At 58.2% G+C, this 24933-nt stretch carries 28 protein-coding genes and 2 pseudogenes; 21 read left to right on the forward strand and 9 right to left on the reverse strand.

Annotated features, from left to right (window positions below):
• Nucleotides 1–3: 3 nt before the first annotated feature.
• From PVA48_RS09405 to PVA48_RS09415, 3 genes and pseudogenes are all read right to left on the reverse strand, one after another.
• Nucleotides 4–650: pseudogene (locus tag PVA48_RS09405) on the reverse strand (sigma-54-dependent transcriptional regulator); the annotation flags it as partial.
• Nucleotides 647–883, reverse strand: coding sequence for a response regulator (locus tag PVA48_RS09410; protein WP_423231646.1), 237 nt, complete (start codon nucleotides 881–883; stop codon nucleotides 647–649). The gene PVA48_RS09410 and the pseudogene PVA48_RS09405, both read right to left, overlap by 4 nt.
• A complete protein-coding gene (locus PVA48_RS09415; RefSeq protein ID WP_102727669.1) occupies nucleotides 880–2031 on the reverse strand; it encodes a sensor histidine kinase in 1152 nt (383 codons plus the stop codon). Before PVA48_RS09415 ends, PVA48_RS09410 begins: the two co-directional genes overlap by 4 nt.
• 126 nt (nucleotides 2032–2157) lie before the next feature.
• On the opposite strand from PVA48_RS09415, the gene PVA48_RS09420 reads away from it, so the two are divergent.
• From PVA48_RS09420 to rplN, 20 genes and pseudogenes are all read left to right on the forward strand, one after another.
• Nucleotides 2158–2550, forward strand: a complete 393-nt coding sequence (locus tag PVA48_RS09420; RefSeq protein ID WP_309557224.1) for an acyl-CoA thioesterase — start codon at nucleotides 2158–2160, stop codon at nucleotides 2548–2550.
• Between the two features lie 43 nt (nucleotides 2551–2593).
• Nucleotides 2594–4137: pseudogene (gene gpmI / locus PVA48_RS09425) on the forward strand (2,3-bisphosphoglycerate-independent phosphoglycerate mutase).
• Nucleotides 4138–4554: 417 nt separating this feature from the next.
• Nucleotides 4555–4782 (forward strand): acyltransferase family protein, encoded by a 228-nt coding sequence (locus PVA48_RS09430; protein ID WP_353415551.1) that lies wholly within the window; start codon nucleotides 4555–4557, stop codon nucleotides 4780–4782.
• A complete protein-coding gene (locus PVA48_RS09435; protein ID WP_215451135.1) occupies nucleotides 4773–5324 on the forward strand; it encodes a hypothetical protein in 552 nt (183 codons plus the stop codon). The genes PVA48_RS09430 and PVA48_RS09435 overlap by 10 nt, the downstream gene beginning before the upstream one ends.
• Nucleotides 5325–5816: 492 nt before the next feature.
• Nucleotides 5817–6200 carry a 30S ribosomal protein S12 gene (rpsL, locus tag PVA48_RS09440; protein WP_102721861.1) on the forward strand — a complete coding sequence of 128 codons (384 nt, stop codon included), beginning with the start codon at nucleotides 5817–5819 and terminating at the stop codon, nucleotides 6198–6200.
• Nucleotides 6201–6227: 27 nt separating this feature from the next.
• Nucleotides 6228–6701: a 30S ribosomal protein S7 gene (gene rpsG, locus PVA48_RS09445; protein WP_012419364.1), complete on the forward strand. Its 474-nt coding sequence runs from the start codon at nucleotides 6228–6230 to the stop codon at nucleotides 6699–6701.
• Between the two features lie 63 nt (nucleotides 6702–6764).
• Nucleotides 6765–8912 carry an elongation factor G gene (gene fusA / locus PVA48_RS09450; protein WP_022397786.1) on the forward strand — a complete coding sequence of 716 codons (2148 nt, stop codon included), beginning with the start codon at nucleotides 6765–6767 and terminating at the stop codon, nucleotides 8910–8912.
• Between the two features lie 37 nt (nucleotides 8913–8949).
• Nucleotides 8950–9258, forward strand: coding sequence for a 30S ribosomal protein S10 (rpsJ, locus tag PVA48_RS09455; protein WP_022397787.1), 309 nt, complete (start codon nucleotides 8950–8952; stop codon nucleotides 9256–9258).
• Between the two features lie 45 nt (nucleotides 9259–9303).
• Nucleotides 9304–9939, forward strand: a complete 636-nt coding sequence (rplC, locus tag PVA48_RS09460; protein ID WP_022397788.1) for a 50S ribosomal protein L3 — start codon at nucleotides 9304–9306, stop codon at nucleotides 9937–9939.
• A 41-nt stretch (nucleotides 9940–9980) separates the two neighbouring features.
• The gene (gene rplD, locus PVA48_RS09465) at nucleotides 9981–10589 is read left to right on the forward strand and encodes a 50S ribosomal protein L4 (RefSeq protein ID WP_022397789.1); all 609 of its coding nucleotides are present in this window, start codon (nucleotides 9981–9983) and stop codon (nucleotides 10587–10589) included.
• 6 nt (nucleotides 10590–10595) lie between these two features.
• Nucleotides 10596–10880, forward strand: coding sequence for a 50S ribosomal protein L23 (gene rplW, locus PVA48_RS09470; protein WP_022397790.1), 285 nt, complete (start codon nucleotides 10596–10598; stop codon nucleotides 10878–10880).
• A 27-nt stretch (nucleotides 10881–10907) separates the two neighbouring features.
• Entirely contained in the window at nucleotides 10908–11744 is an 837-nt protein-coding gene (gene rplB / locus PVA48_RS09475; RefSeq protein WP_012419358.1) for a 50S ribosomal protein L2, read from the forward strand.
• Between the two features lie 35 nt (nucleotides 11745–11779).
• A complete protein-coding gene (gene rpsS / locus PVA48_RS09480) occupies nucleotides 11780–12049 on the forward strand; it encodes a 30S ribosomal protein S19 (protein ID WP_022397792.1) in 270 nt (89 codons plus the stop codon).
• Nucleotides 12050–12069: 20 nt separating this feature from the next.
• Nucleotides 12070–12780, forward strand: a complete 711-nt coding sequence (locus tag PVA48_RS09485) for a hypothetical protein (RefSeq protein ID WP_022397793.1) — start codon at nucleotides 12070–12072, stop codon at nucleotides 12778–12780.
• Nucleotides 12781–12819: 39 nt separating this feature from the next.
• Nucleotides 12820–13158, forward strand: a complete 339-nt coding sequence (gene rplV, locus PVA48_RS09490; protein WP_022397794.1) for a 50S ribosomal protein L22 — start codon at nucleotides 12820–12822, stop codon at nucleotides 13156–13158.
• A 39-nt stretch (nucleotides 13159–13197) separates the two neighbouring features.
• On the forward strand, nucleotides 13198–13887 hold the full coding sequence (rpsC, locus tag PVA48_RS09495; protein WP_022397795.1) for a 30S ribosomal protein S3: 690 nt from the start codon (nucleotides 13198–13200) through the stop codon (nucleotides 13885–13887).
• A gap of 51 nt (nucleotides 13888–13938) precedes the next feature.
• The gene (gene rplP, locus PVA48_RS09500) at nucleotides 13939–14361 is read left to right on the forward strand and encodes a 50S ribosomal protein L16 (RefSeq protein ID WP_022397796.1); all 423 of its coding nucleotides are present in this window, start codon (nucleotides 13939–13941) and stop codon (nucleotides 14359–14361) included.
• A 14-nt stretch (nucleotides 14362–14375) separates the two neighbouring features.
• Entirely contained in the window at nucleotides 14376–14579 is a 204-nt protein-coding gene (gene rpmC / locus PVA48_RS09505; protein WP_022397797.1) for a 50S ribosomal protein L29, read from the forward strand.
• 49 nt (nucleotides 14580–14628) lie between these two features.
• Nucleotides 14629–14901 (forward strand): 30S ribosomal protein S17, encoded by a 273-nt coding sequence (gene rpsQ, locus PVA48_RS09510; RefSeq protein ID WP_012419351.1) that lies wholly within the window; start codon nucleotides 14629–14631, stop codon nucleotides 14899–14901.
• A gap of 37 nt (nucleotides 14902–14938) precedes the next feature.
• A complete protein-coding gene (rplN, locus tag PVA48_RS09515) occupies nucleotides 14939–15304 on the forward strand; it encodes a 50S ribosomal protein L14 (RefSeq protein ID WP_012419350.1) in 366 nt (121 codons plus the stop codon).
• Between the two features lie 633 nt (nucleotides 15305–15937).
• Here rplN and PVA48_RS09520 read toward each other — a convergent pair.
• The 6 genes from PVA48_RS09520 to PVA48_RS09545 all read right to left on the reverse strand — a co-directional run bounded on the left by PVA48_RS09520 (nucleotide 15938) and on the right by PVA48_RS09545 (nucleotide 24026).
• Nucleotides 15938–16801 carry a hypothetical protein gene (locus PVA48_RS09520; RefSeq protein WP_102728504.1) on the reverse strand — a complete coding sequence of 288 codons (864 nt, stop codon included), beginning with the start codon at nucleotides 16799–16801 and terminating at the stop codon, nucleotides 15938–15940.
• An 18-nt stretch (nucleotides 16802–16819) separates the two neighbouring features.
• A complete protein-coding gene (locus PVA48_RS09525; RefSeq protein ID WP_423231647.1) occupies nucleotides 16820–19471 on the reverse strand; it encodes a valine--tRNA ligase in 2652 nt (883 codons plus the stop codon).
• 176 nt (nucleotides 19472–19647) lie between these two features.
• Nucleotides 19648–20202 carry a DUF4982 domain-containing protein gene (locus PVA48_RS09530; RefSeq protein WP_423231648.1) on the reverse strand — a complete coding sequence of 185 codons (555 nt, stop codon included), beginning with the start codon at nucleotides 20200–20202 and terminating at the stop codon, nucleotides 19648–19650.
• Between the two features lie 5 nt (nucleotides 20203–20207).
• Nucleotides 20208–21416, reverse strand: a complete 1209-nt coding sequence (locus tag PVA48_RS09535; RefSeq protein ID WP_423232517.1) for a glycoside hydrolase family 2 TIM barrel-domain containing protein — start codon at nucleotides 21414–21416, stop codon at nucleotides 20208–20210.
• Nucleotides 21377–22603: a discoidin domain-containing protein gene (locus PVA48_RS09540; protein WP_423231649.1), complete on the reverse strand. Its 1227-nt coding sequence runs from the start codon at nucleotides 22601–22603 to the stop codon at nucleotides 21377–21379. The genes PVA48_RS09535 and PVA48_RS09540 overlap by 40 nt, the downstream gene beginning before the upstream one ends.
• Nucleotides 22604–22907: 304 nt before the next feature.
• The gene (locus tag PVA48_RS09545) at nucleotides 22908–24026 is read right to left on the reverse strand and encodes a peptidylprolyl isomerase (RefSeq protein WP_022397801.1); all 1119 of its coding nucleotides are present in this window, start codon (nucleotides 24024–24026) and stop codon (nucleotides 22908–22910) included.
• A gap of 204 nt (nucleotides 24027–24230) precedes the next feature.
• Here PVA48_RS09545 and PVA48_RS09550 point away from each other — a divergent pair, with 204 nt between their 5' ends.
• Entirely contained in the window at nucleotides 24231–24929 is a 699-nt protein-coding gene (locus PVA48_RS09550) for a UbiA family prenyltransferase (RefSeq protein WP_180971075.1), read from the forward strand.
• Nucleotides 24930–24933 lie beyond the last annotated feature (4 nt).

Below are 24933 nucleotides of genomic sequence, written 5' to 3' on the forward strand. Positions count from 1 at the left end.
TTTGCCCTCCTGGACGAGTTTCTTCAGTGATTTGTTGGTGGCGGCAATAATGCGCACATTCACCGGAATGGGCGTGTTGGAGCCTACGCGTTCAATGGTCCGTTCGGACAGCACCCTCAGCAGGCGGACCTGCGTTCCGGCGTCTATTTCCCCGATTTCATCCAGGAAGATGGTGCCGCCGTCCGCCTGTTCAAAGCGGCCGATGCGGCGCTGCCCGGCTCCGGTGAAGGAGCCTTTTTCATGGCCGAACAGCTCGCTTTCCAATAACTGGGGGAAAGGGCCGCGCAGTTGACGGCCACGAATTTATTCTCCGGCCTGCCGGAAAGGGAATGGATGGCCTGGGCCACCAGTTCCTTCCCGGTTCCGCTTTCCCCTTCAATCAGCACCGTCGTCTTGCTGGGCGCCACCTGGCGGATGATGGAGAACACGTGTTCCATGGCGGCGGACCGTCCGAGCAGTTTTTGCAGGCCGGAGTCCGCCTGGATGCGGGTGGTGAGCTCCTGGTTGGCCGTCTCCAGGTTCCGGGTATGGAGCGCCCTTTTGAGCACCAGCTCCACGGCATCCAGGTTCAGGGGCTTTGTGACGAAGTCGTACGCGCCCTGTTTCATGGCTTCCACGGCGGCGTCCACGGATCCGTAGGCGGTCATCATGATGCTCTGGGGGGATGGGGCAGAGAAGCCGCGGCTTTCAGCACGTCCATGCCGCTTTCCCCGCCCAGCCGCAGGTCCGTCAGGACCAGGTCCGGGGATTCCTCCCGCAGGAGAGTGACGGCCTGGGAAAGATTGGCGGCAGTGTACACTTCGTAATCGTCCTGAAAGCCCATGCGCAGGGCGTCGCGCGTGGGTTTTTCATCATCTACGATCAGCAGAACGGGCATCTTCATGACGGGATGGAGGAGGGCAGGAGCCTGATGGTGCGTTCCACGCGCGGCAGGAAGACCGTGATGGTGGTTCCCTGCCCCGGCTGGCTGGCCAGGGTGATGGAGCCGCCGTGTTCCTTCACGATGCGGCGCACGATGAGCAGGCCCAGGCCGGAGCCGGTGGATTTGGTGGTCAGGAAAGGTTCGTAAATGCTGCCCATGACTTCCGGGGAAATGCCGCAGCCGGTATCCGCCACGGTGACGAACACGCTGTCATCCGTATAACCGCTTTTAACCAGAATGGTGCCTCCCTCCGGCGGGATGGACTGGTAGGCGTTTTTGATCAGGTTGTAGAAGACCTGCTTGATCTGGACGGGGTCCAGGCTGAGGATGGGGAGGCTGGGCTGGAGGTCCGTGTTGATCTGGATGCCGCGCTGGCGGATTTCCGGCTCCAGCAGTTTCAGGACCTCCATGATGATGGTTTCAATGTTGTGGGGTTCCCGGATGGGCTTGGTGGGGCGGATGGCCTGGAGGAATTGTTTCAGAATGACGTCCAGCCGCGTGGTTTCGCTCTCTGCCGTTTTCAGCAGTTCTTCCATGTCCGTCCGGTACTCCGCGGGCAGTTGTTTTGCCTTCCGGGCCAGGAGCTGGAGATGAAGGCCGATGGAGTTGAGGGGGTTGCCTATTTCATGGGCCACCCCCGCGGCCAGCAGCGTGAGGGCGTTCAGGCGTTCCGCCTCGATGTTCTCCGCGTTTTTCTTCTGCCGGGGCGTTTCATCCCGTATCAGGATCAGATGGCCCTGGCTCCTGCCGCCGATGGGGGAGATGAAAATGTTCAGGAATTTGTGCTCCGGATAAAAAATCTCCACGTCCCGGGAAACGGCGGTCCGGCTCTGCTGGATGGTGTCCCAGGTGCAGTCCCTGCCCAGGAAGATGCAGAAGTCTTCCGGCGTGATCTGGCCGCGTTCCTTGTCAAGGAGCTTGAGGGCGGCCTGGTTGACAAACAGGATTTTTCCCTTGCTGTCCAGCAGGATCAGGCCTTCCTGGATGGCTTCAAACACCTGCTGGAAAAAACCCTGCTGTTCCGCCAGCTTTACAAAGAAACGCTGGAGGTCCTCTTCCTTGATATGGTCAATGCGGCCGATCAGCTTATCGATGGTGTCTTTCTTCATGGCGGCGTTTCCGTCCGGGCTCGCCCCTATATATAAAGAGAGGGATGTCACAAATCAAGCTGATGTGACATATTGTCACGCATTTGCGGCTGGACATGCTTCCGGGAAAGGAGGCAGGATGAAGGCATGCCTGAAGAACTTCCCTGCATCCCCTTTGTCAGAACACGCCAGGTAGCCTTTCACGATACGGACGCCTCCGGCGTGGCTCATTTCACCCGGCTGCTGTGCCTGGTAGAGGAGGTGGAGCACGAGTACCTGCGTTCCCAGGGGCTGGAGGTTCTTTCCCCCGATTGCGGCTGGCCCCGCGTGCATGTGGAGGTGGATTACGCCAGTTCCGCCGGTCTGGGCGACTGGTTGAGCATTGAATTGAGCCTGGGAGCGGTGGGAACCAGTTCGCTGGAATGGAAGTTTGCGGTGTTCCATTCGGAGCATCCGGTCATGAGTGGAAGGTATGTAGTTGTCCGCGTGGGGAAGGGGGGAAACCGCAGGCTATTTCAGAGTCGGAGAAGGAATGCCTGATTTCAGGCTTTTCAAAAGGAGGGGATGCCTGTAAATAAGGCCCATGTCTTCTAAAAAGCCTGTCGTTCTTGTCATTCGCGACGGCTGGGGCCGCAATCCGTTGGGGCCTGATGTCGCGAAAGAGTACGGTGACGCCACTGTTCTGGCTGATACCCCCTTTACTGATTACCTCCTGGCCAACTATCCCCACAGCCTGCTGGGCGCTTCCGGGGAGGACGTGGGCCTTCCGGACGGGCAGATGGGCAACTCCGAAGTGGGGCACCTGAACCTGGGCGCTGGCCGCGTGGTTTTCCAGGATCTTTGCCGGGTGGACAACGCCATCAAGGACGGCTCCATGGGTGAAAATTCCGTGCTGAAGACCGCTTTTTCCCAGGCCGCCGGCTCCGCCTGCACCTGCTCGGCCTGGTGAGCGACGGCGGCGTGCACAGCCATATCAACCATTTGGTAGGCATCGTCAAATACGCCTATGAAGCGGGCGTGCGCGACATCTGCATCCATGCCATCACGGACGGCCGTGACTGTTCCCCCACCAGCGGGGCCGGATTCATGCGCCAACTGGAAGAAGCCATCAAGCCTTACGGCGCGAAAATCGCCACGGTTATCGGCCGCTTCTATGCGATGGACCGCGACAAGCGCTGGGACCGCAACAAGCTGGCATGGGACGCCATCGTGCTGGGCCGCGGCGAACAGTGCACCTGTTCCCCCTCCGAATATGTGGAACAGTGCTACGCCAAGGGCGAGACGGATGAATTCCTGAAGCCCGGCATTTTTGCCTACGGCAACGAACAGCGCGTGCGCGATAATGACGTGGTGTTTTTCTTCAACTTCCGTGCGGACCGCGCCCGCCAGATGAGCGATGCCTTCCTGTATCCCGGGTTTGACGGCTTTGACCGTGAAGTGACGCCCAGGGTTCATTATGTGACGCTGACGGAGTACGATGCCAAGTATCCCTCCCCCATCGTTTTTGAACAGGAGCAGCTGGACAACATTTTCGGACAGATTGTGTCAGAAGCCGGGAAGACTCAGCTCCGCATTGCGGAAACGGAAAAATACGCCCACGTCACTTTCTTCTTTAACGGAGGCGTGGAAACGCAGTTCCCCGGCGAGGACCGCATTCTGGTTCCCTCCCCCCGTGAAGTGGCCACTTATGACCTCAAGCCCCAGATGAGCGCGGAGGAAGTGGCGGACAAGTTTGTGGACGCCGTGGACAAGTACGACGTGGTGATCATGAATTTTGCCAACGGGGACATGGTGGGCCATACCGGATTTGTGGAAGCCGGAGTCGCCGCCTGCGAAGCGGTGGACAGCGCCCTGGAAAAGTGCGTGAAGAAGGTGCTGGCCCTGGGCGGCAAGCTGCTCATCACCGCGGACCATGGCAATGCCGAACACATGCGCAATGAGGACGGCTCCCCGAACACGGCCCATACCACCAATCTTGTGGACCTCATTTATGTGGCGGACGACAAGGACCAGGTCAACCTCTCCAACGGCATTCTGGCGGACGTGGCCCCCACCCTGCTGAACCTGATGGGGCTGAAACAGCCTGCCGAAATGTCCGGGCATTCCCTGGTGACGCCGAAAAAATAACGGTTCCCGCAGTTGATCTTTGGAATCCGTTTCCAGCTTGCGTGGCTGGAAACGGATTTTTTTGTCTCCGTGTTGCCCTGACGGAAAAACGCCGGAAAAGGATGCGGATAAGCAATCCGTTACAGACTGGAGACGGGGAAGCATTCCCCTGTCCACGGGGAGCGGAGCAGTCCTTTGTGGAACTGGAATGCAAACGTCCGCCAGGATGTACCGGCTTTAGGGAAGAGGGTTCGCTAACGTTCCCTTTCAAATTGAGATGCCGGAGAGGCTTGCGCCGCATCCCGTCCGGGCACGCAGTTCCGAAGGTTTTCCCTTTCCATGCAAACGGCTTCCGATAGGCAAGGGGGAGTCATCGCAAGTTTTTCTCCCTTGGAAATACCGCTTGACCACGGATTGCTTATCCGTTGGCTTCCGGATATGCTGCCTGTCAGGAATTATGGATTGGATCTGCTGAGAATTTTGTTGTGCCTGACGGTTGTCTTTTTCCATTACAGCGGGGGATGGAATTGCGGAGGGAGCGTGGCTGTGGATGGCTTTTTTGTCTTGAGCGGTTTTCTGGCCGTTCGATCCGCCGGAGGTTTCACACAAGGAAGCATCGGGGAATATTGCCGGAAAAAGGCTGACGCCTGCTGCCGGTGCTGTTGATTGCCTGGACTGCCGGTTTTGCCGTTCTTCTTATTGAAGGCCAGCAGGCGACGGCGTGGGCCGGAGTCAGGCTGCTGATAGCCGCGCCAACACTTGCGATGTGGAAGATGATGGGGAAGGCGGCGGTCTGGTTCATCGTCTGCATCATGGCCTTTCTGGCGCTGTTTCCGTGGCTTTACCGTTATTACGAGAAAAGGCCGTTCCTGTGGCTTCTGGCGGCAAGCGTTCTTTTTGCTGCGTTCCGGAGCGGCACCGTGATGGACTACGGCAGGCTGTATTATCAGGTGAGTTTCCGCCTGTGGCAGTTTTTGCTGGGGATGTGGTGTGCGTCCTGGAATATGGAACGGTGGAAGAGTCCATGGCGATGGTTTTGGATTGGAGCAGGCGCGGCGTGGCTGCTGGCTTCTTCTGCCGCCACCCATGAAGGAATCGGAGCCCTGAGCTATTCATTCCCGGGGTACGTTGTTTCTTCCGTCATCTTTGCCCTGTGCATTGCCTCCCTGTGGAGCGTCCGCCTGCCGTCCCTGCCTGCCCCCTCCTGAAATGGGTGGGGATTGGCGCGGGAATGGCTTACGCCCTTTTTCTGTTCCACATGCCGGTGATGCGGGGCATGGCCGAAGTACTCCGCATGCTGCGGGAACATGCGGGAATGAAGTGGGGGGTGGATGGCCTCCAGTTTTATTCTGGGGAATCGCCTTGTGTGTTTCCCTGGTTATCGCCTATTTCGTCTATCAGCATGTGGAGGTCTGCCAGGTGGGGAAGAGGCTGAAAAAGGCGCCGGCAACCCGGAATGAAGCTTGGGAAAGAGCAGGGGAAAATGGTACGGATGAAATATTTAGGAAAAGATGAATAAAAGACTTGTCATGATATAAAATCACGTTATATTGGCCGTCCCCAAACGCGCCGAAAGGCGCAAGAAATACGTTTTCTATCGGGTTTGCCTCCGGAAAAAAGGCGCGCTTCCTGCTTACTGAAAGGGATGTTCGCCTTGAATATCGGACCAGACCGACGAACCACAACCAAAGCAGGAAAACATGCCGACCATTAATCAGCTCGTCCGCAAGGGACGTATTACTCCGGAAGAGAAGTCCAAGTCACGCGCTCTTCATAGCTGCCCGCAACGCCGCGGTGTTTGTCTCCAGGTAATGACCCGTACGCCCAAGAAGCCGAACTCGGCTCTTCGTAAAGTGGCTAAAGTCCGTCTTACCAATGGTGAAGAAGTGATCGCCTACATCGGCGGTGAAGGTCACAACCTCCAGGAACACTCTATCGTGCTCGTTCGCGGCGGTCGTGTGAAGGACTTGCCGGGTGTTCGCTACCATATCGTCCGCGGGGCTCTTGACTGCCTCGGTGTTGACAAGCGCCGCCAGGGCCGCTCCAAGTATGGCGCCAAGCGCCCGAAGGTTGCCGCCAAGTAAACATTAACATCTTACCTACTATATATTATGGCCCGCCGTAAACGCGTCTATAGAAAAATCGAACGTCGTGACCCCCGTTACGACAGCGCTCTTGTTGGCAAACTGATCAGCAAGGTTATGCTGGATGGCAAGCGCTCCCTTGCGGAACGCATTGTTTATGCCGCCATCGACATGGCTAACGAAGGCACGGACAGCATTGATCCCCTGGAAGTGATCACCCGCGCCATTGAAAATGCCAAGCCCCGTGTGGAAGTGAAGAGCCGCCGCGTAGGTGGCGCCACCTACCAGGTGCCTCTGGAAGTGGACCCGGCCCGTTCCGAATCCCTGGCCATGCGCTGGATTGTGAACTACGCCCGCAACCGCAAGGGCGTGCCGATGCACAAGGCTCTTGCCAACGAAATCAAGGAAGCCGCCAACAACCAGGGTTCCTCCGTCCGCAAGCGCGACGACGTTCACAAGATGGCCCAGGCCAACCGCGCCTTTGCCCACTTCCGCTGGTAATCCCTTCAGCGACTGTCAGCCGAACCATTCACTTTCGATCATTACAGATACTTTCCAGACACTATGTCCGATCACGTAAACAATCCCAATCGCAAGGCTCCCCTTGAGCGCTACCGCAACATCGGTATCTCCGCTCACATTGACGCCGGCAAAACTACTTTGTCCGAGCGTATTCTTTTCTACACCGGCATGATTCACAAGATCGGTGAAACCCACGACGGTTCCACCACTACCGACTGGATGGAGCAGGAACGCGAACGCGGTATCACCATTACCTCCGCTGCCGTTACCACCAACTGGAAGCAGGTGAAAAATGAAGGTATCAGCAAAATGTTCGAAGGCGAAAACTTCCAGCTGAACATTATTGACACCCCCGGGCACGTTGACTTCACCGCTGAAGTGGAACGTTCCCTCCGCGTGCTTGACGGCGCCATCGTGGTATTCTGCGGTGTGGCCGGCGTGCAGCCCCAGACGGAAACCGTATGGCGCCAGGCCACCAAGTACAGCGTTCCCCGCATGTGCTTCGTGAACAAGATGGACCGTACCGGCGCCAACTTCAACAACGTGCTGGACGACATCCACAACAAGCTGGGTGCGAACGCCGCCGCCATTCTGATCCCCATCGGCGCTGAAGACCAGCTCCGCGGCCAGATTGACGTGGTGAACCAGAAGGCTGTCATGTATGCCGACAACGACCGTCTGGGCTCCACCTACACGGTTGAGGAAATCCCCGCTGAACTCAAGGAAGAAGCCGAACTGGCCTACCATGAACTGGTGAGCCGCGTGGCCGACGTGGACGACGAACTTGCTGAAAAGGTTCTCATGGAAGAACCCTTCACCCCCAAGGAACTCAAGGAAGCCATCCGCCGCGCCACCATCACCAACAAGTTCATCCCTGTTGCCGGTGGTTCCGCCTTCAAGAACAAGGGCGTCCAGTTCCTGCTTGACGCCGTGGTGGATTACCTCCCCTCTCCGGTGGAAACCGTTCCCGCCCACGCTGAAAGCACGCTGGATGCGGAAGAAACCTTCAAGATTACCGCTACGGACGACGCCAAGCCCATGGTTCTGGCATTCAAGCTCTGGGCTGACAAGTTCGTCGGCAAGCTGGTGTTCATCCGCGTGTACGCCGGCGTCCTCAAGAAGGGTGACACCGTGTACAACCCCCGCACCCGCAAGACGGAACGCGTGGGCCGCATCATCCAGATCCAGGCTGACCAGCACACGGACATTGACGCCGTATACTCCGGCGACATCGCCGCCATCGTGGGCCTGCGCAACGTGACCACGGGCGACACCATCACCAGCCCGGACAACGATGTCTGCCTGGAACCCCCTACCTTCCCGGAAACCGTTATTTCCATGGCCGTGGAACCCAAGACCAAGGCCGACCAGGAAAAAATGTCCAACGCTCTGGGCCGCCTGTCTGAAGAAGACCCGACCTTCCGCGTGAAGACCGACGAAGAAACCGGACAAACCCTGATCTCCGGCATGGGTGAACTTCACCTGGAAATCATCATTGACCGCCTGATGCGCGAATTCAAGGTGGAAGCCGACATCGGCAAGCCCCAGATCGCCTACCGCGAAACCATCACTGCCCCCGCCCATGGCGACGGCAAGCTGGTCAAGCAGTCCGGCGGCCGCGGCCAGTACGGCCACGTGGTGATTGACGTGAAGCCGAACGAACGCGGCAAGGGCCTCACCATCGAAAACAAGATCGTGGGCGGCGCCATTCCGAAGGAATACATGAACGCCGTCTATGCCGGCCTCAATGAAGCCATGACCACGGGCGTTATCGCCGGTTATCCGGTGGTGGACGTGCACGTTGAAGTGGTGGACGGTTCCTACCACGAAGTGGACTCCAACGAAAACGCATTCAAGATGGCCGCCATCTTCGCCATGAAGGACGCCTTCAAGAAGGCCAAGCCCATCATGCTGGAACCCATCATGTCCGTTGAAGCTTCCACGCCGACCGACTACCAGGGCGACATCATGGGTGACCTGAACCGCCGCCGCGGTCAGATCAGCAACATGGAAAACAAGGCCAACGCCTGCATCCTGAAGGCCATGGTTCCCTTGTCCGAAATGTTCGGTTATTCCACCGCCATCCGTACCCTTTCCAGTGGCCGCGCCTCCTACTCCATGGAGCCCTCCCACTTTGAACAGGTGCCTCAGAACCTCGTTGACCAGATCGTCACCGAGAAGGCTAAATAAACAAACCTTTGAAGTATAACCAATAGACCGCACGTCCATGCAAAGTCCAAAAATCCGCATTCGACTCCGCGCATTTGACTCCCGCGCCATCGACCGCTCCTCCCAGGAGATCGTTGAAACCGCCAAGCGCACCGGAGCCAAAGTTCACGGCCCGATCCCGTTGCCGACCCGCATTGAAAAATTCTCCGTGAACCGTTCCGTTCACGTCAACAAGAAGTCGGCTGAACAATTTGAAATCCGCACCCACAAGCGCCTGCTCGACATCGTCGACCCGACCGCCCGCACGATTGATGAGCTCAAGAAGCTCAATCTCCCGGCCGGTGTGGACATCACGATCCGCATCTAGTTTGGTACCCGGATAAGTAATTAAAAAACAGAAAGACACACTACAATGGCTCTAGGACTTATCGGAAAAAAGGTCGGTATGACCCGTCTGTTTGACCAGGAATCCGGCGCTATGGTGCCCGTGACCGTCATTGACGTAAAGGGCAACACCTTCGCCCAGATCAAAACGGAAGACAAGGATGGCTACAACGCCATTCAGGTTGCCTTTGATGCGCAGAAGGAAAGCCGCGTGGCCAAGCCTCAGGCCGGCCACTTCAAGAAACTGGGCATCCAGCCCACCAAGCTCCTCAAGGAATTCCGCGTGGAAGCTTCCGAACTGCCTGCTGAAGGTGCTGAAGATCCCGGCGTGGACCTCTTTTCCGCCGGCCAGTGGGTTGACGTGATCGGCACTTCCAAGGGGAAGGGCTTCCAGGGCGCGATGCGCCGCCACAACTTCCACGGCTCTCCCGCCGCCCACGGTTCCATGATGCACCGCCGTACCGGTGGTGTGGGTGGCTGTTCCACCCCCGGCCGCGTCTGGAAGAACCAGAAGATGCCCGGACAGATGGGCAATGCCAAGCGCACGGTACAGAACCTGAAGGTTGTGGCCGTACGTCCGGAAGACAACGTCATTCTTATCTCCGGCGCCGTTCCCGGTGCACGCGGTTCCTACCTCGTGATCCGCCCCGCCAAGAAGAAGTAAGGCTTTAGTTAACCTCACATTGATTATAGGAAAACCTATCTATGTCCGCAAATACCTTTACATTAGAAGCCGCCGCTGCCGCCAACATCCAGCTTGTAGGCAGTGACAAGGGCTCCCAGGCCGTGCATGACCTCATCGTGGCCTACCAGGCGAACCGCCGCACCGGTTCCGCCAACTCCAAGACCCGTGCTGAAGTCAGCGGCAACAACAAGAAGATCTTCCGCCAGAAGGGCACCGGTAATGCCCGTCACGGCGACAAGCGCGCTCCCATCTTTGTGGGCGGCGGCGTGGTCTTCGGTCCCCGCCCCTGCGACTACACCAAGAAGGTGAACAAGAGCACCCGCCGCCTGGCCCTGCGCCGCGTGCTGGGCGATCTGATCGCCGCTTCCAAGGTCAGCACCGTTGCCGAATTCTCTGTCGCTGACGGCAAGACCAAGTCCTTCATCAAGGCCGTCAAGGATTTGACGGACGCCAGGAAGGTGCTCATCGTAGCCGCCTCCTTTGACGATTCCACCTATCTTGCCGGCCGCAACGTTCAGGAAGTTCTCCTGATGACCGCCGCAGAAGTGAACATTGAACAGCTCATGAACGCTGATGCAGTGATCCTCGTTGACAACGCTTTAGAAACCCTCGCCAGCCGTACTGCTTAAGAAGCCATGAAAGACATTTACCAAGTCATCAAGAAGGTGCGCATCAGCGAAAAGGCCACCATGCTCCAGGAAACCACTGGCGAGCTGGTCCTTGAAGTTGACCGCGACGCCAACAAAATCGAAATCAAAAAGGCTGTCGAAGTCGCTTTCGGCAAGAAGGTCGCTTCCGTGCGCACCGCCAACTATGACGGCAAGCTCAAGCGTCAGCGCCGTGCTGATGCAGGTCGCACCGCTCATTGGAAAAAAGCTTACATCAAGCTTGCCAACGGTGAAACCCTTGACCTCGTTTAAAGCCCCCTACTAGGAAGGAAAGCTATCATGTCCCTCAAGTCATTCAAGCCAGTTACTCCCTCTAACCGCTACAAGGTGTGGCCGTCCTTTGACGAAATCACTACCTCTACCCCGGAAAAGAGTCTCTGCAGACCCCTCAAGAAATCCGGTGGCCGCAATAACAACGGCCGCATCACCACCCGCCACATCGGCGGTGGCCACAAGCGCAAGTATCGCCTGGTGGACTTCAAGCGCAACAAGTTTGACGTGCCCGCCACCGTGCTTACCATCGAATACGATCCCAACCGCACCTGCCGCATCGCCTTGATCGAATACAAGGACGGTGAAAAGTCCTACATCCTGGCTCCTACGGGCCTCCAGGTGGGCATGAAGGTGGAAAGCGGCCAGAAGGTTGCTCCCAAGGTCGGCAATGCGATGCCCCTGAAGAACGTTCCCCTGGGTACCTCCGTTCACAACATTGAAATCCGTCCGGGTTCCGGCGGCAAGGTTGCCCGTGCAGCCGGCCAGCAGGCCATTGTTTCCAACCGTGAAGCAGGCTATGCGCTGATCAAGATGCCCTCCGGCGAAATCCGCCGTTTCAATGAGGATTGCTACTGCACCATCGGTCAGGTTGGCAATACCCAGCACATGAACGAAATGTCCGGCAAGGCCGGCCGCACCCGCTGGATGGGCGTTCGTCCCACCGTGCGCGGTATGACGATGAACCCCGTCGACCACCCGAACGGTGGTGGTGAAGGCAAGTCCAAGTCCGGCGGTGGTCGTCAGCACCTCAAGTCTCCGTGGGGCCACGTCAAGGGCCAGAAGACCCGCCGTCTCCGCAAGCCCAGCGACTCCGTCATCGTACAGCGCCGCAACGCCAAGTAACCAATACACAATAACTTTAACTAGGATCATATAACATGGGACGTTCTCTCAAAAAAGGCCCTTTTGTCAGTCAAAAGCTTCTCGCCAAGATCGACGCTCAGCTTGAAACCGGTGACCGCAAGCCGATCAAGACCTGGAGCCGCGCATCCATGATTACGCCTGACTTCGTCGGTCTGACCTTCCTGGTGCACGCCGGCAAGAACTTTGCCACGGTGTACGTCACGGAAAACATGGTAGGCCACAAGCTTGGTGAATTTGCCCCGACTCGTGTCTTCAAACAGCACGGCGGTATCGGTAAGAAGTAATCAGTAAGTTAACAATCAACATGTCGAACTCTTCTTCCATCCTTGCCTATTCCCTTACCACCCTTGTAGGGCTGGGCGGGATACTGCAGGGAGCGGAAGAGGATACGGCGGCACTGACGCGCAGAATCGAGCGTCTCGAAAAGCAGAATGCGGCCCTCAAGGCATCCTATGTCCAGGCCCGCAGCGACGCCGACAAGGCGGCCGCCCAGCTGGTGGACATCCGTACCCGGCTGGAAGCTTTGGGAGGCGCAGCGCTAGGTAATAGTGAGGAACGCCTGATTCAGGCGGTGGCAGACATCGAAGCCTCCAATGACCGCATTCAGCGGCTGGAGCAGGCGTCCGTCAAGCTCTCCGGAGCCATCCTCGCCTACATGAAACAAGCCATATCCGAGGACGCAAATGCAAGGACGGCAGTGGAAAGCTCCCTGCGCCTGCTGGAGTCCGTTCTGGGATACAGGCAACAGCCCGTGCGAGATGGCGCGGGAACCCTGGCGGAAGCCAAGGTGCTCAGCATTGACTCCGAATCCGGAGTAGTGGTGCTGAACGCCGGCAGAACGGCAGGGATGCAAGTCGGGATGCCCGTACAGGTGACCCGGGGAGCGCAAACCATCGGAGAAGCCGTAGTCACGGACGTCCGCAAGGAAGTATGTGGCGCGCTTGTTCAGAAACTTGCGGCGCCCGCCGAGCCGGTGCGCGTCGGAGATTCTGCCTCAGTAAAAACCAACGACTAAATCATCTTCATCAATAACCTGCACTACGAGGAAAAACCCATGGAAGTGAAAGCTGTTTACAAATACGCCCGCATCTCTGCCAAGAAGATGCGCGATATTGCTCAAGAAATTCAAGGCTTGTCCGTCTCCCAGGCGACCGACATCCTGTCCTACACCCCCAAGAAGGGTGCCTACCTGCTGAATAAGACGCTCAAGTCCGCCTTGGCCAACGCCGAGAATAATGCGGAACTGTCCGTTGACACGCTGGTGGTCAAGTCCGTCATGGTCGATGAAGGCCCCACGATGCGCCGCACGATGCCCCGCGCCCGTGGATCCGCCAACATGATCCGCAAGCGCACATCCCATATCACCGTCGTACTGGCCGATCAAGAAGGCTAAGTCATTCCAATCTAACACACATATAGCTGAACTAATATCATGGGTCAGAAAGTAAATCCAATCGGGTTCCGCCTCGCCGTCAACAAGGACTGGCGTTCCAAGTGGTACGCCACGGGCCAGGATTACGCCACCAAGCTGCATGAAGACTTGGTGATGCGCAAGTACATCAAGGAACAGTTGATGTCCGCCGCCGTCTCCAGCATCGTGATTGAACGTGCCTGGAACAGCGTCCGCATTACCGTCCACACCGCCCGTCCGGGTCTTGTCATCGGCCGCAAGGGTGAAGAAATTGAAAAGATCCGCCAGTACCTCCAGGGCCTGTGCGGCGCTTCCACCCAGGTCAACATTGACATCGTGGAAATCCGTTCTCCTGAAACGGACGCCCAGCTCATCGCTGAAAACGTGGCCGTCCAGCTGGAACGCCGCGTTTCCTTCCGCCGCGCCATGAAGCGCGCCGTGCAGGTAGCCATGGAACGTGGCGCCGACGGCATCCGCATCCGCTGCGCCGGCCGTCTCGGCGGCGCCGATATCGCCCGTGCCGAATGGTACCGCGAAGGCAAAGTGCCGTTGCAGACGCTCCGCACCCCGATTGACTACGGTTTCGCCGAAGCCCGCACCCTGTACGGCATCATCGGCGTGAAGTGCTGGGTCAACAAGCGCGATGAAGTCGTCTCCCAGCAGACCTCACGCCCGTCCGGCCCCCGCGGTCCCCGTCGTCCGCGTGCCTAAGAAAGCCGCCATCACATTGTTCATCACACTTAACACAAGGAGGAATAAGATATGCCTTTAATGCCCAAAAGAGTGAAGCACCGCAAGATGCACCGCGGCAGCCGTTCCGGCAATGCCACCAGCGGTACCTATGTTGCCTTTGGTGACTTCGGCCTTCAGGTGCTCGACCGCGGTTGGATCACCAACAACCAGATTGAAGCCTGCCGTATTGCGATCAACCGTTACCTGAAACGTAAAGGTAAGGTGTTCATCCGCATTTTCCCGCAGAAGTCCTTTACGTCCCGTCCCCCGGATACTCGTATGGGTAAGGGCAAGGGCGCCGTGGAAGGCTGGGTGGCCGTTGTCCGTCCCGGCAACATTCTGTTTGAAGTAGGCGGCGTGACCGAATCCCAGGCCCGCGAAGCTCTTCGTCTGGCTTCCAACAAGCTGGGCGTGCCGACCCGCTTCGTCTATCGTCAAGGCGTTCAACACTAAAGCTACTCATCACCATGTCTGATAAGAATTCCCCCAAAGAACTTCGTGCTATGTCCGCCAAAGAGCTTTCCGCTCTGGTGCGCAGCCTTCGTGAAGAACTCTTCAATCTCCGTCTCCAGCAGGCCACCGGCCAGCTGGAAAACAACCAGAGAATCCGCACCGTCCGCAAGGACCTTGCCCGCGCCCTTACCATCAAGGGTGAAACCGGGGAAGCGTAAACTGAGGATTTCCGGTAACAACAGAATATTCTAACACTTTTAGAATCCAATGTCCGAACAAACCGAAACAACCAAGAAGCCCGGCCTTCGCAAGACGCGCGTCGGCGTGGTGACCTCCACCAAGATGGACAAGACCATCGTCGTGGAATACGTTGCCCGCGTTCCGCACCCCAAGTTCAAGAAGATTGTCAAGAAGAGCAAGAAGTTCTATGCCCATGACGAAAATTCCACGGCCAAGGTAGGCGATAAGGTACGTATCGTTGAAACCCGCCCGCTTTCCAAGCTCAAGTGCTGGGAACTGGTGGAAGTGCTTACCCACTAATCAGGAATCAACCATTAAATAAAGGAGATTTGATACCATGATCCAGATGGAATCCCTAGTCCAGGTGGCCGACAACACCGGCGCCCGCTCCGCCAAGATGATTGGCGTCATCGGCAAGCGCACCCGTCAGGCCCACATTGGCGACATTATTACCTGCCACATCCGCGAGTCCATTCCCACCGCTTCCGTGAAGAAAGGTACTGTGGTGAAGGCCGTAGTGGTGCGCACCGCCGCCCCGATCCGCCGTGATGACGGCTCCGTGCTCCGTTTTGACGGCAACGCCGTCGTCATTATCGACAAGGACAACAACCCGCGCGGCACCCGTATTTTCGGGCCGGTCGCCCGTGAACTCCGTGAAAAGAAGTTCATGAAGATTGTTTCCCTTGCTCCGGAAGTGCTCTAACCGAGACACCTCAGGATTTTGAACGCCGTTCTCTGAAGAGAGGACGGCGTTTTTTTGTTGCCCGTATTTTTCCGGTGAATGTGTGTTTGAGGCGTTTTTCATGAGAAACAATAAAGTCACCGGAACTACGAGTTTGCCGGGCGTCTGGGAAGAGAGTCCGGAATAGTTTATGGGGCAGGTTTTTTCCTGTTTTTGAAACGTCCCGATGGATTCCCGTGTTTCCGAGTTGGGAACGTGTTTTTACATCGCACGGCATGAAGATGTCGATACGGGTTTTTCAGGCGGAAGGGAGGCAAGGGCCTCAGGCGGTCTGTCTGAGAGAATGTCTTGGGGCGTGCCGGGAGCCAAGAGACTTGAGATGCGCCCGTTCCGCTTCCGGGCAGGGGATGACGGCGGAAGATGCGGGAACCGCTGATAGAAGGCCATTTCAGAGAATTCGGAGAGGGAAGGCTGTTTGTCCCGTCTGAATCCGGATTTGGGGCCCAGGGATAGGGCAAAGAGCGGGAAACGCGTTGTTCGGGATTGCTGTTCTTGCTGCCGCCGGACAGGAAAGGAGCCTTTTTCCGGGCGTTACGCGCAGGAGAAAGGCCGGGAGATCCCGGGGAGGCCAAGGCGGAGGGGGCCACGCGCACGCTAGTGTTTGTGCTGTTCCGCGCGGGTTTTTTCCAACTGCTGGGAGGAACCGCAGGCCGGGCACCGGAACCAGTGGAAGAGGAATATATGCAGAGCCGTGGCAAATACGTAGCCGAAGAGGGGGATGCGATGGGCCGCCTTGTTGCGGGTGTATTTTTTAAAGGAGAAGACGTGGGCGCGGCATACGCTACATTTCCGGGGCAACGCCAGGGAAAGATACAGGATCAGCGCCAGAAACCAGGGGCCGAAGCATAGGCTGATGATTAACCAGCCTCGTTCCCCGTTGAGAAGCACGAGGGTGATGATTGCGATGGAAAAGAGGGTGCAGACGAAGAGGAGGAGGACGGAGGCGGCTCCCAGCCATGTCCGGAAAGGAGTCATGTGCTTGACGCCCTTTTTGCGCAGGTAGGTTTTTGGCTCTTGCCGGACATGGACGCGCTTGGCGGGCTGGTAGCTTTGTTCTTCCTGGCGCCTTGCCTTGGTGGAGAGATGTTTCGCAGGGCCGTCGGCACGGGGGCGTGGCCGTTTTTCCCTGCCGGGTCCGGATGTCCGCGGAGTTGTCTGCACCGCCGGAGCCAGTTCCACCACGGGAGTGGCAAGCGGGAGGCTTCCGTCCGTGGAAGCGTGCAGTGCAGCCGGTTCCGGCGCTATGGGCATTGCAAGCGCCTGGTTCACCCATTCCCTGAAAACGGGAGCCGGAGGTATTTCCGTGCGCAGTTTCAGCATCCGTTTTGCCTGATGGAGTTCAGGCAAAACGGTGAAAGGGTCCGCGGAAGCGAATTGTTCAAGAGTACGTATGCCCACCGCTTCCAGCAATTCAATGAATTGCTCACGACCGGCAAAGTACTGTTGAAGGTCATTCATTCCCGGAAGAATAGATGATTAGGAAAGGGAATCAAGCATCCCTTTCAGTTGGGCCTGTTTTGCCTCCCAATCCGCCAGACGGGCTTTTTCCTGGTCCACGACTTCCGCCGGGGCTCTTTCTACAAAGCCCGCATTGCCCAGCTTGGAGGAGGATTTGGCGATTTCCCTGGCAATTTTGTCCAGCTCCTTGCCCAGTCGTTCCTTTTCCGCTTCCACGTCAATGAGTCCTTCCAGGGGAAGGAAGAGCTCTCCCAGCGGCGTGAGGGCCGCAGGCGTTCCCTTGGGGGCGGAGTAGGCAGCGTCCCGGGTGACGGATTTGGCGTTTGCCAGAATGGACAGCCGGGAGAGGATGTCCAGCGGGACGTCATGGGTGGTTTTCAGGATGAAGCTGACGTTTTTGTTGTTGGAGAGGTCGTATTCCGCCTTCAGGTTCCGGGCCTTGTTGGCCGTTTCATAGAGAGCCGCAGCCTGGGTGTTCGCCAGCGTGATGCGGGTTTCGTCCAGCCCTGCCAGAAGACCGTCCGCGGAGGGGAGCGGGGTGCGCATGAGCGGAAGGCCGCCGTTGGCGTCCGCAAAGCCCAGGGAAACCCAGAGTTCCTCCGTGATGTGCGGCATGACCGGATGCAGCAGGGCCAGGTAGTGCCTGAGCACCGTGTCCATGGTGGTTAGCGTGGCCGCCCGTGCCGCAGGGTCCGCTCCGTCCCTCAAATCTCCCTTGACGGCTTCCAGGAAGCGGTCGCAGTATTCGTTCCAGAAGAATTGGTACAGGTTCTGGATGAGGGCGTTGAATTCGTAGTCCGCCAGCGCTTTTTCCACATCTGCATGGAGCTGCTTGAGCTTGGAGATGATGGAGATGTGCACGGGGGAGTAGTGCGGCGCAGCGTCTTCCTCCGCCGCGCCCTGCATCAGGCGGAAGCGGGTGGCGTTGTAAAGTTTGTTGGCAAAGTTCCTGCCCTCGCCAATCTGGTTTTCGTCAAAGCGCACGTCCGTGCCCGTGGGGGCGATGCGCATGAGGCCGAAGCGGAGGCCGTCCGCGCCGTAGTTGGCGATCAGGTCCAGCGGGTCCGGGGAGTTGCCCAGGGATTTGCTCATTTTACGTCCTATTTTGTCGCGGATGATGGACGTGAAGAAGACGTTGCTGAACGGCTTGTCATGCTGGAAGCGGTAGCCGGCCATGATCATGCGGGCCACCCAGAAGAAGATGATGTCCGGTCCCGTGACGAGGTCCGTGGTGGGGTAGAATTTGGCGCGGGTTTCGTCATCCATGGTGGAGAAGGGCCACAGCCAGGAGGAGAACCATGTGTCCATCACGTCGCTGTCCTGAGTCCAGTTTTCCGGATCCGCGGGCGGCTCGGTTCCCACGTAGAGGAAGCCTTGCTCCAGGGCGGAGGCGTCCAGAGCAGGGGCGTTCCTGAGTTCTTCCGCCTTGTCCTTCCGGTACCAGACGGGGATGCGGTGCCCCCACCAGAGCTGGCGGGAGATGCACCAGTCCTGGATGTTTTCCAGCCAGTGGGCATAGGTTTTCGCCCAGCGCGCGGGGCGGAAGGTGATGTCCCCGCCGGCCACGGCGTCCGCCGCCTCCTTCACGCACGGGTATTTGAGGAACCATTGCATGGAGAGGCGCGGTTCGATCGGGACGTTGGCGCGTTCGGAGAAGCCCACCTTGTTGTCATAGTCTTCAATTTTGACCATGAGGCCCGCGGCTTCCAGCATTTCCACGGATTTCCGGCGCGCGTCAAAGCGGTCCATGCCGTGCAGTTCCGGCACTTCCGTGCAGTTGATATGGCCGTCGGGGGTGAGGATGTCTATGATTTCCAGATTGAATTTCCGGCCTATTTCAAAGTCGGCCTTGTCATGGGCCGGGGTGATTTTCAGAGCGCCCGTGCCGAATTCTATTTCCACGTATTCATCCCCGATGATGGGAATGGGGGCGGCGTTGAGCGGGCGCATGACGTTTTTGCCGATGAGGTGGGCGTACCGCGGGTCCTTCGGGTTGACGGCCACGGCCACGTCCGCCATGATGGTTTCCGGACGGGTGGTGGCTACGTGAAGGGCTCCGGAGCCGTCTTCCAGCTTGTAGAGGACGGTGTAAAGCTTGCTTTTTTGCTCCGTCATGATGACTTCCTCATCGGAGAGGGCGGTGAGGGAAACGGGGCACCAGTTGACCATGCGGCGGCCGCGGTAGATGAGGCCTTCCCGGAAGAGGTCAATGAATACCTGCCCGACGGCTTTGGTGTATTCCTCATCCATCGTGAAGCGTTCGCGGTCCCAGTCACAGGAGCAGCCCAGCTTGTGGAGCTGGTTGATGATGATGCCGCCGTGTTTTTCCTTCCATTCCCAGACTTTTTCCAGGAAGGCTTCACGGCCCAGGTCATGGCGGCTCTTTCCCGTCGTCTGCTTGAGGTCCTTTTCCACCCGTACCTGAGTGGCGATTCCGGCGTGGTCCGTGCCCGGCAGCCACAGGGCTTCATATCCTTTCTGGCGCGCGCGGCGCACCAGGATGTCCTGGATGGTGTTGTTCAGCACATGGCCCAGGTGGAGCACTCCCGTGACGTTGGGGGGAGGAATGACGACGGAGTAGGCAGGCTTTTCAGAAGCCGGGTCAGCCTTGAAACAACCTTCTTCAATCCAGCGGGATTGCCATTTTTCTTCCACTAGGGACGGATTCATATGCTTTGGGCAGATCAGACATGGGCAAAAGGGTACCATAAAGTTTTTTTCTTTCAATCCCTACCTGCCCTGGGATGGGTGGAAAAACCGGCCCTTTCCGCCCCAGGGGCAGCAGTATGAAAAAGCCGCCGGCTCCCTGGCGGGAACCGGCGGCCTGAGCGGAGTTTTTTCAGGATTTATTTGACCGTCACGGTCGTCTGGGCCGGCTTGAGGCCGTTGGAGATGACCTGGAGCGTCACTTTTCCGGATTCACCCTTGCGGGAACGCAGAATGACCTGGGCAAGACCGTTGAAGGCCTTGATTTTCATGATGTTTTTGTTTTCCGGGTTCGCCATGGTGGTGAAGTCTGTGGGATCGCCGTTGCAGATGCCGGCAATGTCCGCGGGGCCGCTTACCTTGAAGGTGAGCTGGTTTTTGCTGCGGGGCACCATGCGGCCCTGCGCGTCGCGGACGGCCACGGTGACGTAGGAGAGGTCATAGCCGTCTCCCTTGATTTCACTGCGGTCCGGCTTGAGGGTGAGCGCCGCCGGTTTTCCGGTGGTGGTTACCGTGTCCGTAGCCCAGGGCTTGCCGTCTTTTTTGACGACGACTTTGAGGGTGCCGGGCGTGTATTTCACGTCTTCCCACACGAGGCGGTAGCGGTCTTTTTCACCGGTGCCCTTTTTGCGGACGCCCTGGGATTTCCCGTTGAGGAAGAGTTCCGCTTCATCCCCGCTGGTGTAGACATGCACGGGCGTTACCTGGCCCTTGGCCAGTTCCAGTGCGGCAGGATGTGGGCCATTTTGACATCCGGCCTCCAGTGGGCCTGGTAGATGTAGAAGCGGTCTTTCTTGAAGCCGCACAGGTCCACGATGCCGAAGTAGGAACTGCGGGAGGGAGCGCGGTTGCCCAGCTTCTTGAGCTCGGCCATCAGTTTTTCACGTTCCGGACCTTCCGGCACGTTCAGGGCGTTGGTGGCGTCCAGGTTGTACGGGGTGGGTTCTCCCAGGTAGTCGAAGCCCGTCCACACGTATTCGCCCGCGCTGTTGGGGTTGTCGTCCTGGGCGGCGAATTCCACGTCCGGGCGGTAGGCCCAGCCGGGGGCGTAGAGGTCATAGGAGCTGACCTGGTAGAGGAAGAAGCCCTTGCTCTTGTTCCAGTCCACGGGGAAGAAGTATTCTCCGCGCGTGCTGACGCAGGAGGAGGTTTCACTGGCGTAGAAGGGCTGGTCCGGGCGGTCCTTGGAGAAGGCCTTGTACGCCCAGGGCTTGTAGTTGTAGCCATAGACGTCCATCGTGTCCGCGAAGCCGTTCCGGGCGGCCCCTGCGTCATTGCAGCCGGCCGTCACCTTGCGGGTGGGGTCTTCCCGGTGGAAGAGGTCCGTGAGGTTCTGGGAGACGCTATGCAGGTTTTTGTTGCCCTGTTCCGGCACTTCGTTGCCCGTGCTCCAGGCGATGACGCTGGGATGGTTGCGGTCCCGGTGGCAGAAGTTGACCAGGTCGCGTTCATGCCATTCGTCAAAGTAGTTGTGGTAGTCCTGCCCTTTTTTGGCGCTGTGCCACATGTCGAAGAGTTCGTCAATGACCAGGATGCCCATCTTGTCGCACAGGTCCAGCACTTCCGGCGCGGGAGGGTTGTGGGACGTACGGATGGAGTTGACGCCGAATTCCTTCAGGATTTCAATCTGGCGTTCATAGCCGCGCGTATGGGCGGCTCCGCCCAGGGGCCCCAGGTCATGGTGCTGGCAGACGCCCTTGAGCTGCACGCGCTCCCCGTTGAGGTAGAAGCCCGTGGGCTTCCATTCAATGGTGCGCACGCCAAAGTTCGTGAGTTTCTGGTCAATGACCTTGTCACCCAGCTTGACCGTGGTTTTCATCTTGTACAGATGGGGGGCCTCAAGCGTCCACAGGGTGGGGTTTTTAAGCGTCAGCGTGCTGGTGACCTTGCCTTTTTCCCCGGCGGGGATCGCTTCCCCCTGGTGGTGGTTGTGGCCACTACCTTGTCACCGTCCAGAATTTCTTCCGTAACGGAGGGGGTGACGGCCTTGTCCGTGGTGTTTTTCACCGTGGTGTCCACTTCCACCTTGGCGGAGGATTTAGTGATTTCCGGGGTTTTGACGAAGACGCCCCAGTGTTCGATGTGCACGGGGTTGGATTCCGTGAGCCACACATGGCGGTGGATGCCGCCGCCCGGATACCAGCGGGAGGAGTTGGGGGGATTGTCCACCCTGACGGCGATGGTGTTTTTCTGGCCGAATTTCAGGAAGGGCGTGATGTCCACGCGGAAGGAGCCGTACCCGTATTTCCATTCGCCGGCCAGGTCTCCGTTTACATAGATTTTCGGGCGGGACATGATGCCGTCAAAGTCCAGATAGAATTGGTTGCCCTTGGCGTCCGCCGGTACTTCCAGCGTTTTGCGGTACCAGCCGATGCCGTCCCACGGGAGCTTGCCTGTTTCATTGGGAAGGTCCATGCGGTATGGCCCTTCCACACCCCAGTCATGCGGCAGGTTCAGAGAACGCCAGTTTTTGTCGTTGAAACCGGGGCTGGAGGGATGGTCCGTCTTGCTGGCTCCGGCGGCGGCCTGCGGGCGGATGATTTCCCCCTTGTCGTTTTTAAAGGTGATTTCACGGATGCTGGCCCAGTTGCTCTGGTTGTTGCCCGTGACGGTGACGCGGAAGTAGCGTGGCTTGCCGGTTTTGTTTTCCACCGTGTCTTCCTTGGAGTCGTTTTGTCCGGAAGTTTTGTCTTCAATGGTCGTCCAGCGTTTTCCGTCACCGGAGCCTTCCAGCTTGAAGAGATGGTTGTTTTGTTTTTCCCACAGGATGTTGACGGTTTTCACGTCCACGGGGCGTCCCATGTCCACAGTGATTTTCTCCCCGCTTTTGCCGCCGTCGGCACACCAGCGGGTGGACTTGTCCCCGTCCACGGCATTGTCCGCCGGATTGCCGGATTCCTCACTGGTGGCAGTGGCGAATCCCATGGCTTTTCCCGGTTCCGGCTGTGTGCTGCCATCCGGCATTTTTCCGAAACGGGCAAATTTCCAGTTCCAATCCAGGCTCTCCGTTTTGGTGGCGTCCAGGGGCGCCGCCATGAGGCTGGCGATGCTGAACGCAGTAATGCAGAGGGTCGTGCGTGTAATGTTGGTGAACATATCTGTGGTATTACGACTGGAAATCTGCAATCTTGCAAGATTTTTATTCAGCAGAATGCGGTTTCTGCACGGATTCCGTCAGCAGGGCTTCACGTATTCGGCGGGATGACTTGCAGCCGCCGTCCGGTTATGTATGGAGGCGTCTTCCGGAAATATGGTTGAGAGGAAGCTGCCCCGGTCAAAGAAAGAGGACGAATGAATCGGTTGGATGGACTGGAACCGGGGGAATGAAAAGAGAATGCCGGACCGGCCTTGTTGAATGGGCCGGTCCGGCAACGGGGGAAAGGGGAGAGGCGGGAGGAACTCAGATGTACACCTTGACGATGGCTTTTTTCCGGAGGCGTTCCACCCATTTTTTATAGCGTTCATTGCTGCGCTTGTTGCGCGCCATCATGTCGATCTGCTCCTTGATGGCGGAAAGTGGCGGAGGAGGGGCCAGTTCCTTTTTTTCCACCAGCACGATGGTGAAGCCGGTGGAGTCCACCAGCGGCCCGATGATTTCGCCGGGCTGCGCGCCAAAGATGATGGCGGCGGATTCCGGGGAGAGCGTGGAGCGCTCCGTGACGGGCCAATCGCCGCCTTTTTCCGCATAGAGGTCTTTGGAGTACCGCTTGGCCATGTCTTCAAAGGTGGCGTTTTTGGATTTGATTTCCTTGGCGATGAGTTCCGCCAGGTTGAGCTGCACTTCCGGCGTGGAGGCGGAGTCGTCCCCCAGCATGGGGATGAAGATTTTCTTGAATTTGATTTTGTCCTTGGTCAGGTCCCGGTATTGTTCCTTGGTTGCCTCGTATTCCTGCCGTATTTCTTCCGGGGTGGGCGGTATTTCCTGGTCGTATTTGGAGGCGCGCATGATCTGGACCTGGAGCTGTTTTTTCGTCATTTCCCGGAAGGCGCGGATGGTCATGCCGGAGAGGTTGAGGTTTTTCAGGAAAGCGGAGCGGTCACCGTTGAAGGTGGTCAGGATGGTGCGGTTGATTTCCTGGTCAATGAGGGAGTCGCGGATGACGCCGCCCATGCCTTCGAATTCGTTGCGGAGCAGTTCGCGCTCCACCAGGTCTTCAATGATGTTTTTTTTCGCCAGGGCGAGCTGTTTGTAGAATTCGGGACCCTGTTTGGGGTACTGGGCCGCGAGTTGCGCGCCGATGGGCATGAGCCGCACGCTGACTTCATTGGCCGTGATCGGGCGACCGTTGACGGTGGCCGCTATCCGGTTGACGATGCGCTGGGGCTGCATGCGGGAGGCCGGCGCTTCGTTCGGGGAGATGCGCTTGGATTCGTCCGGACGCACCGTTTCTCTTCCTTCATCCCCGTGGAGCTGAACGGCCCGGGGAAGGGAGGCCCGGGAATCCACGATGCTTTGCGCCTGTGCAGATAAGGCCATGGTACAGATGAGAAGCGCCTGGATGTGGGTTCTGATATTCATGGAGGGGAGAAAAAGAAGCTTTAATGTTTCCGGATGATAGGGAACAGCCCTGTAAAGACAATCTATTTCTGGGTATGTATGGATACCGCCCTGCATGGTAGGGAGGGCCGTCTCCACACTTTTGCTGACTGTGGATGTGCTTGGTAAATGCCGTTTTTCCCTATACAGTGTGCGTCGATGCATGATTGCCGTTTATTGAGGGGAGTGATCCGTTCCTCCCGTCCGGCCAATATTCCCACGCTGTTCACCAATGCGGCCGTGGCGTGGGCTGCCGTCCGGGGAGCGGAGCTGCCGCCTGCCGGCCTGTATGCGGGCGTGGTGCTGATGGGGCTGTGCTTTTATTTGTACGGCATGTGGGAGAATGACCGTGTGGATGCCAGGTGGGACGCTTCCCGTTATCCGGACCGTCCCGTGCCGTGCGGCGCGGTGAGCGTGTCCGTGCTGAGGCTGCTGTCCCTGGTGGCCGGGCTGTCCGGCCTGGTGCTGAATATGGCGCTGGGCGGGGAGTTTGCCGCGGGCGCTGTGCTGCTGATCGTGATTTCCCTGTACAATATGTTTCACAAGTTGTGGAGCGGCTCCGTTTTTCTGATGGGGCTGTGCCGCGGGCTGTGGGTGCTGGCCGCCGGGCTGGTGTTTGCCCATGCGGCCGGGGAACCCGTGCTGCCCGCGTCCCTGCTGTGGTATGCTTTCGGCCTGTTTGCGTTTACCTGCCTGATTTCCATGGTGGCCCGGCGTGAAGCGGGCAGGCCCCGGGTTCAGGCGGCCGTGGTGCTGCTGCTTTCCGGCATGTGCCTGTTTGATGCGGTATGGCTGTTGTGCCTGGGTTCCCTGCTGTGGATCGGCGCCGTTTTATTGTGGGCCGGAACGCGGCTGCTGCAGAAGCTCGGCTGCCGGGCTACATAGGTTT

The sequence above is a fragment of the Akkermansia sp. JRP_AM1 genome (assembly GCF_049262625.1).
In the GTDB taxonomy this organism is placed as follows: domain Bacteria; phylum Verrucomicrobiota; class Verrucomicrobiia; order Verrucomicrobiales; family Akkermansiaceae; genus Akkermansia; species Akkermansia massiliensis.

What these genes read in the sequence shown, in the direction of transcription:
- PVA48_RS09410 (WP_423231646.1), bottom strand. Translation starts at nt 883, where the DNA reads ATGAAGATGCCCGTTCTGCTGATCGTAGATGATGAAAAACCCACGCGC.
- PVA48_RS09415 (WP_102727669.1), bottom strand. Translation starts at nt 2,031, where the DNA reads ATGAAGAAAGACACCATCGATAAGCTGATCGGCCGCATTGACCATATC.
- PVA48_RS09420 (WP_309557224.1), top strand. Translation starts at nt 2,158, where the DNA reads ATGCCTGAAGAACTTCCCTGCATCCCCTTTGTCAGAACACGCCAGGTA.
- PVA48_RS09430 (WP_353415551.1), top strand. Translation starts at nt 4,555, where the DNA reads ATGCTGCCTGTCAGGAATTATGGATTGGATCTGCTGAGAATTTTGTTG.
- rpsL (WP_102721861.1), top strand. Translation starts at nt 5,817, where the DNA reads ATGCCGACCATTAATCAGCTCGTCCGCAAGGGACGTATTACTCCGGAA.
- rpsG (WP_012419364.1), top strand. Translation starts at nt 6,228, where the DNA reads ATGGCCCGCCGTAAACGCGTCTATAGAAAAATCGAACGTCGTGACCCC.
- fusA (WP_022397786.1), top strand. Translation starts at nt 6,765, where the DNA reads ATGTCCGATCACGTAAACAATCCCAATCGCAAGGCTCCCCTTGAGCGC.
- rpsJ (WP_022397787.1), top strand. Translation starts at nt 8,950, where the DNA reads ATGCAAAGTCCAAAAATCCGCATTCGACTCCGCGCATTTGACTCCCGC.
- rplC (WP_022397788.1), top strand. Translation starts at nt 9,304, where the DNA reads ATGGCTCTAGGACTTATCGGAAAAAAGGTCGGTATGACCCGTCTGTTT.
- rplD (WP_022397789.1), top strand. Translation starts at nt 9,981, where the DNA reads ATGTCCGCAAATACCTTTACATTAGAAGCCGCCGCTGCCGCCAACATC.
- rplW (WP_022397790.1), top strand. Translation starts at nt 10,596, where the DNA reads ATGAAAGACATTTACCAAGTCATCAAGAAGGTGCGCATCAGCGAAAAG.
- rplB (WP_012419358.1), top strand. Translation starts at nt 10,908, where the DNA reads ATGTCCCTCAAGTCATTCAAGCCAGTTACTCCCTCTAACCGCTACAAG.
- rpsS (WP_022397792.1), top strand. Translation starts at nt 11,780, where the DNA reads ATGGGACGTTCTCTCAAAAAAGGCCCTTTTGTCAGTCAAAAGCTTCTC.
- PVA48_RS09485 (WP_022397793.1), top strand. Translation starts at nt 12,070, where the DNA reads ATGTCGAACTCTTCTTCCATCCTTGCCTATTCCCTTACCACCCTTGTA.
- rplV (WP_022397794.1), top strand. Translation starts at nt 12,820, where the DNA reads ATGGAAGTGAAAGCTGTTTACAAATACGCCCGCATCTCTGCCAAGAAG.
- rpsC (WP_022397795.1), top strand. Translation starts at nt 13,198, where the DNA reads ATGGGTCAGAAAGTAAATCCAATCGGGTTCCGCCTCGCCGTCAACAAG.
- rplP (WP_022397796.1), top strand. Translation starts at nt 13,939, where the DNA reads ATGCCTTTAATGCCCAAAAGAGTGAAGCACCGCAAGATGCACCGCGGC.
- rpmC (WP_022397797.1), top strand. Translation starts at nt 14,376, where the DNA reads ATGTCTGATAAGAATTCCCCCAAAGAACTTCGTGCTATGTCCGCCAAA.
- rpsQ (WP_012419351.1), top strand. Translation starts at nt 14,629, where the DNA reads ATGTCCGAACAAACCGAAACAACCAAGAAGCCCGGCCTTCGCAAGACG.
- rplN (WP_012419350.1), top strand. Translation starts at nt 14,939, where the DNA reads ATGATCCAGATGGAATCCCTAGTCCAGGTGGCCGACAACACCGGCGCC.
- PVA48_RS09520 (WP_102728504.1), bottom strand. Translation starts at nt 16,801, where the DNA reads ATGAATGACCTTCAACAGTACTTTGCCGGTCGTGAGCAATTCATTGAA.
- PVA48_RS09525 (WP_423231647.1), bottom strand. Translation starts at nt 19,471, where the DNA reads ATGAATCCGTCCCTAGTGGAAGAAAAATGGCAATCCCGCTGGATTGAA.
- PVA48_RS09540 (WP_423231649.1), bottom strand. Translation starts at nt 22,603, where the DNA reads ATGTTCACCAACATTACACGCACGACCCTCTGCATTACTGCGTTCAGC.
- PVA48_RS09545 (WP_022397801.1), bottom strand. Translation starts at nt 24,026, where the DNA reads ATGAATATCAGAACCCACATCCAGGCGCTTCTCATCTGTACCATGGCC.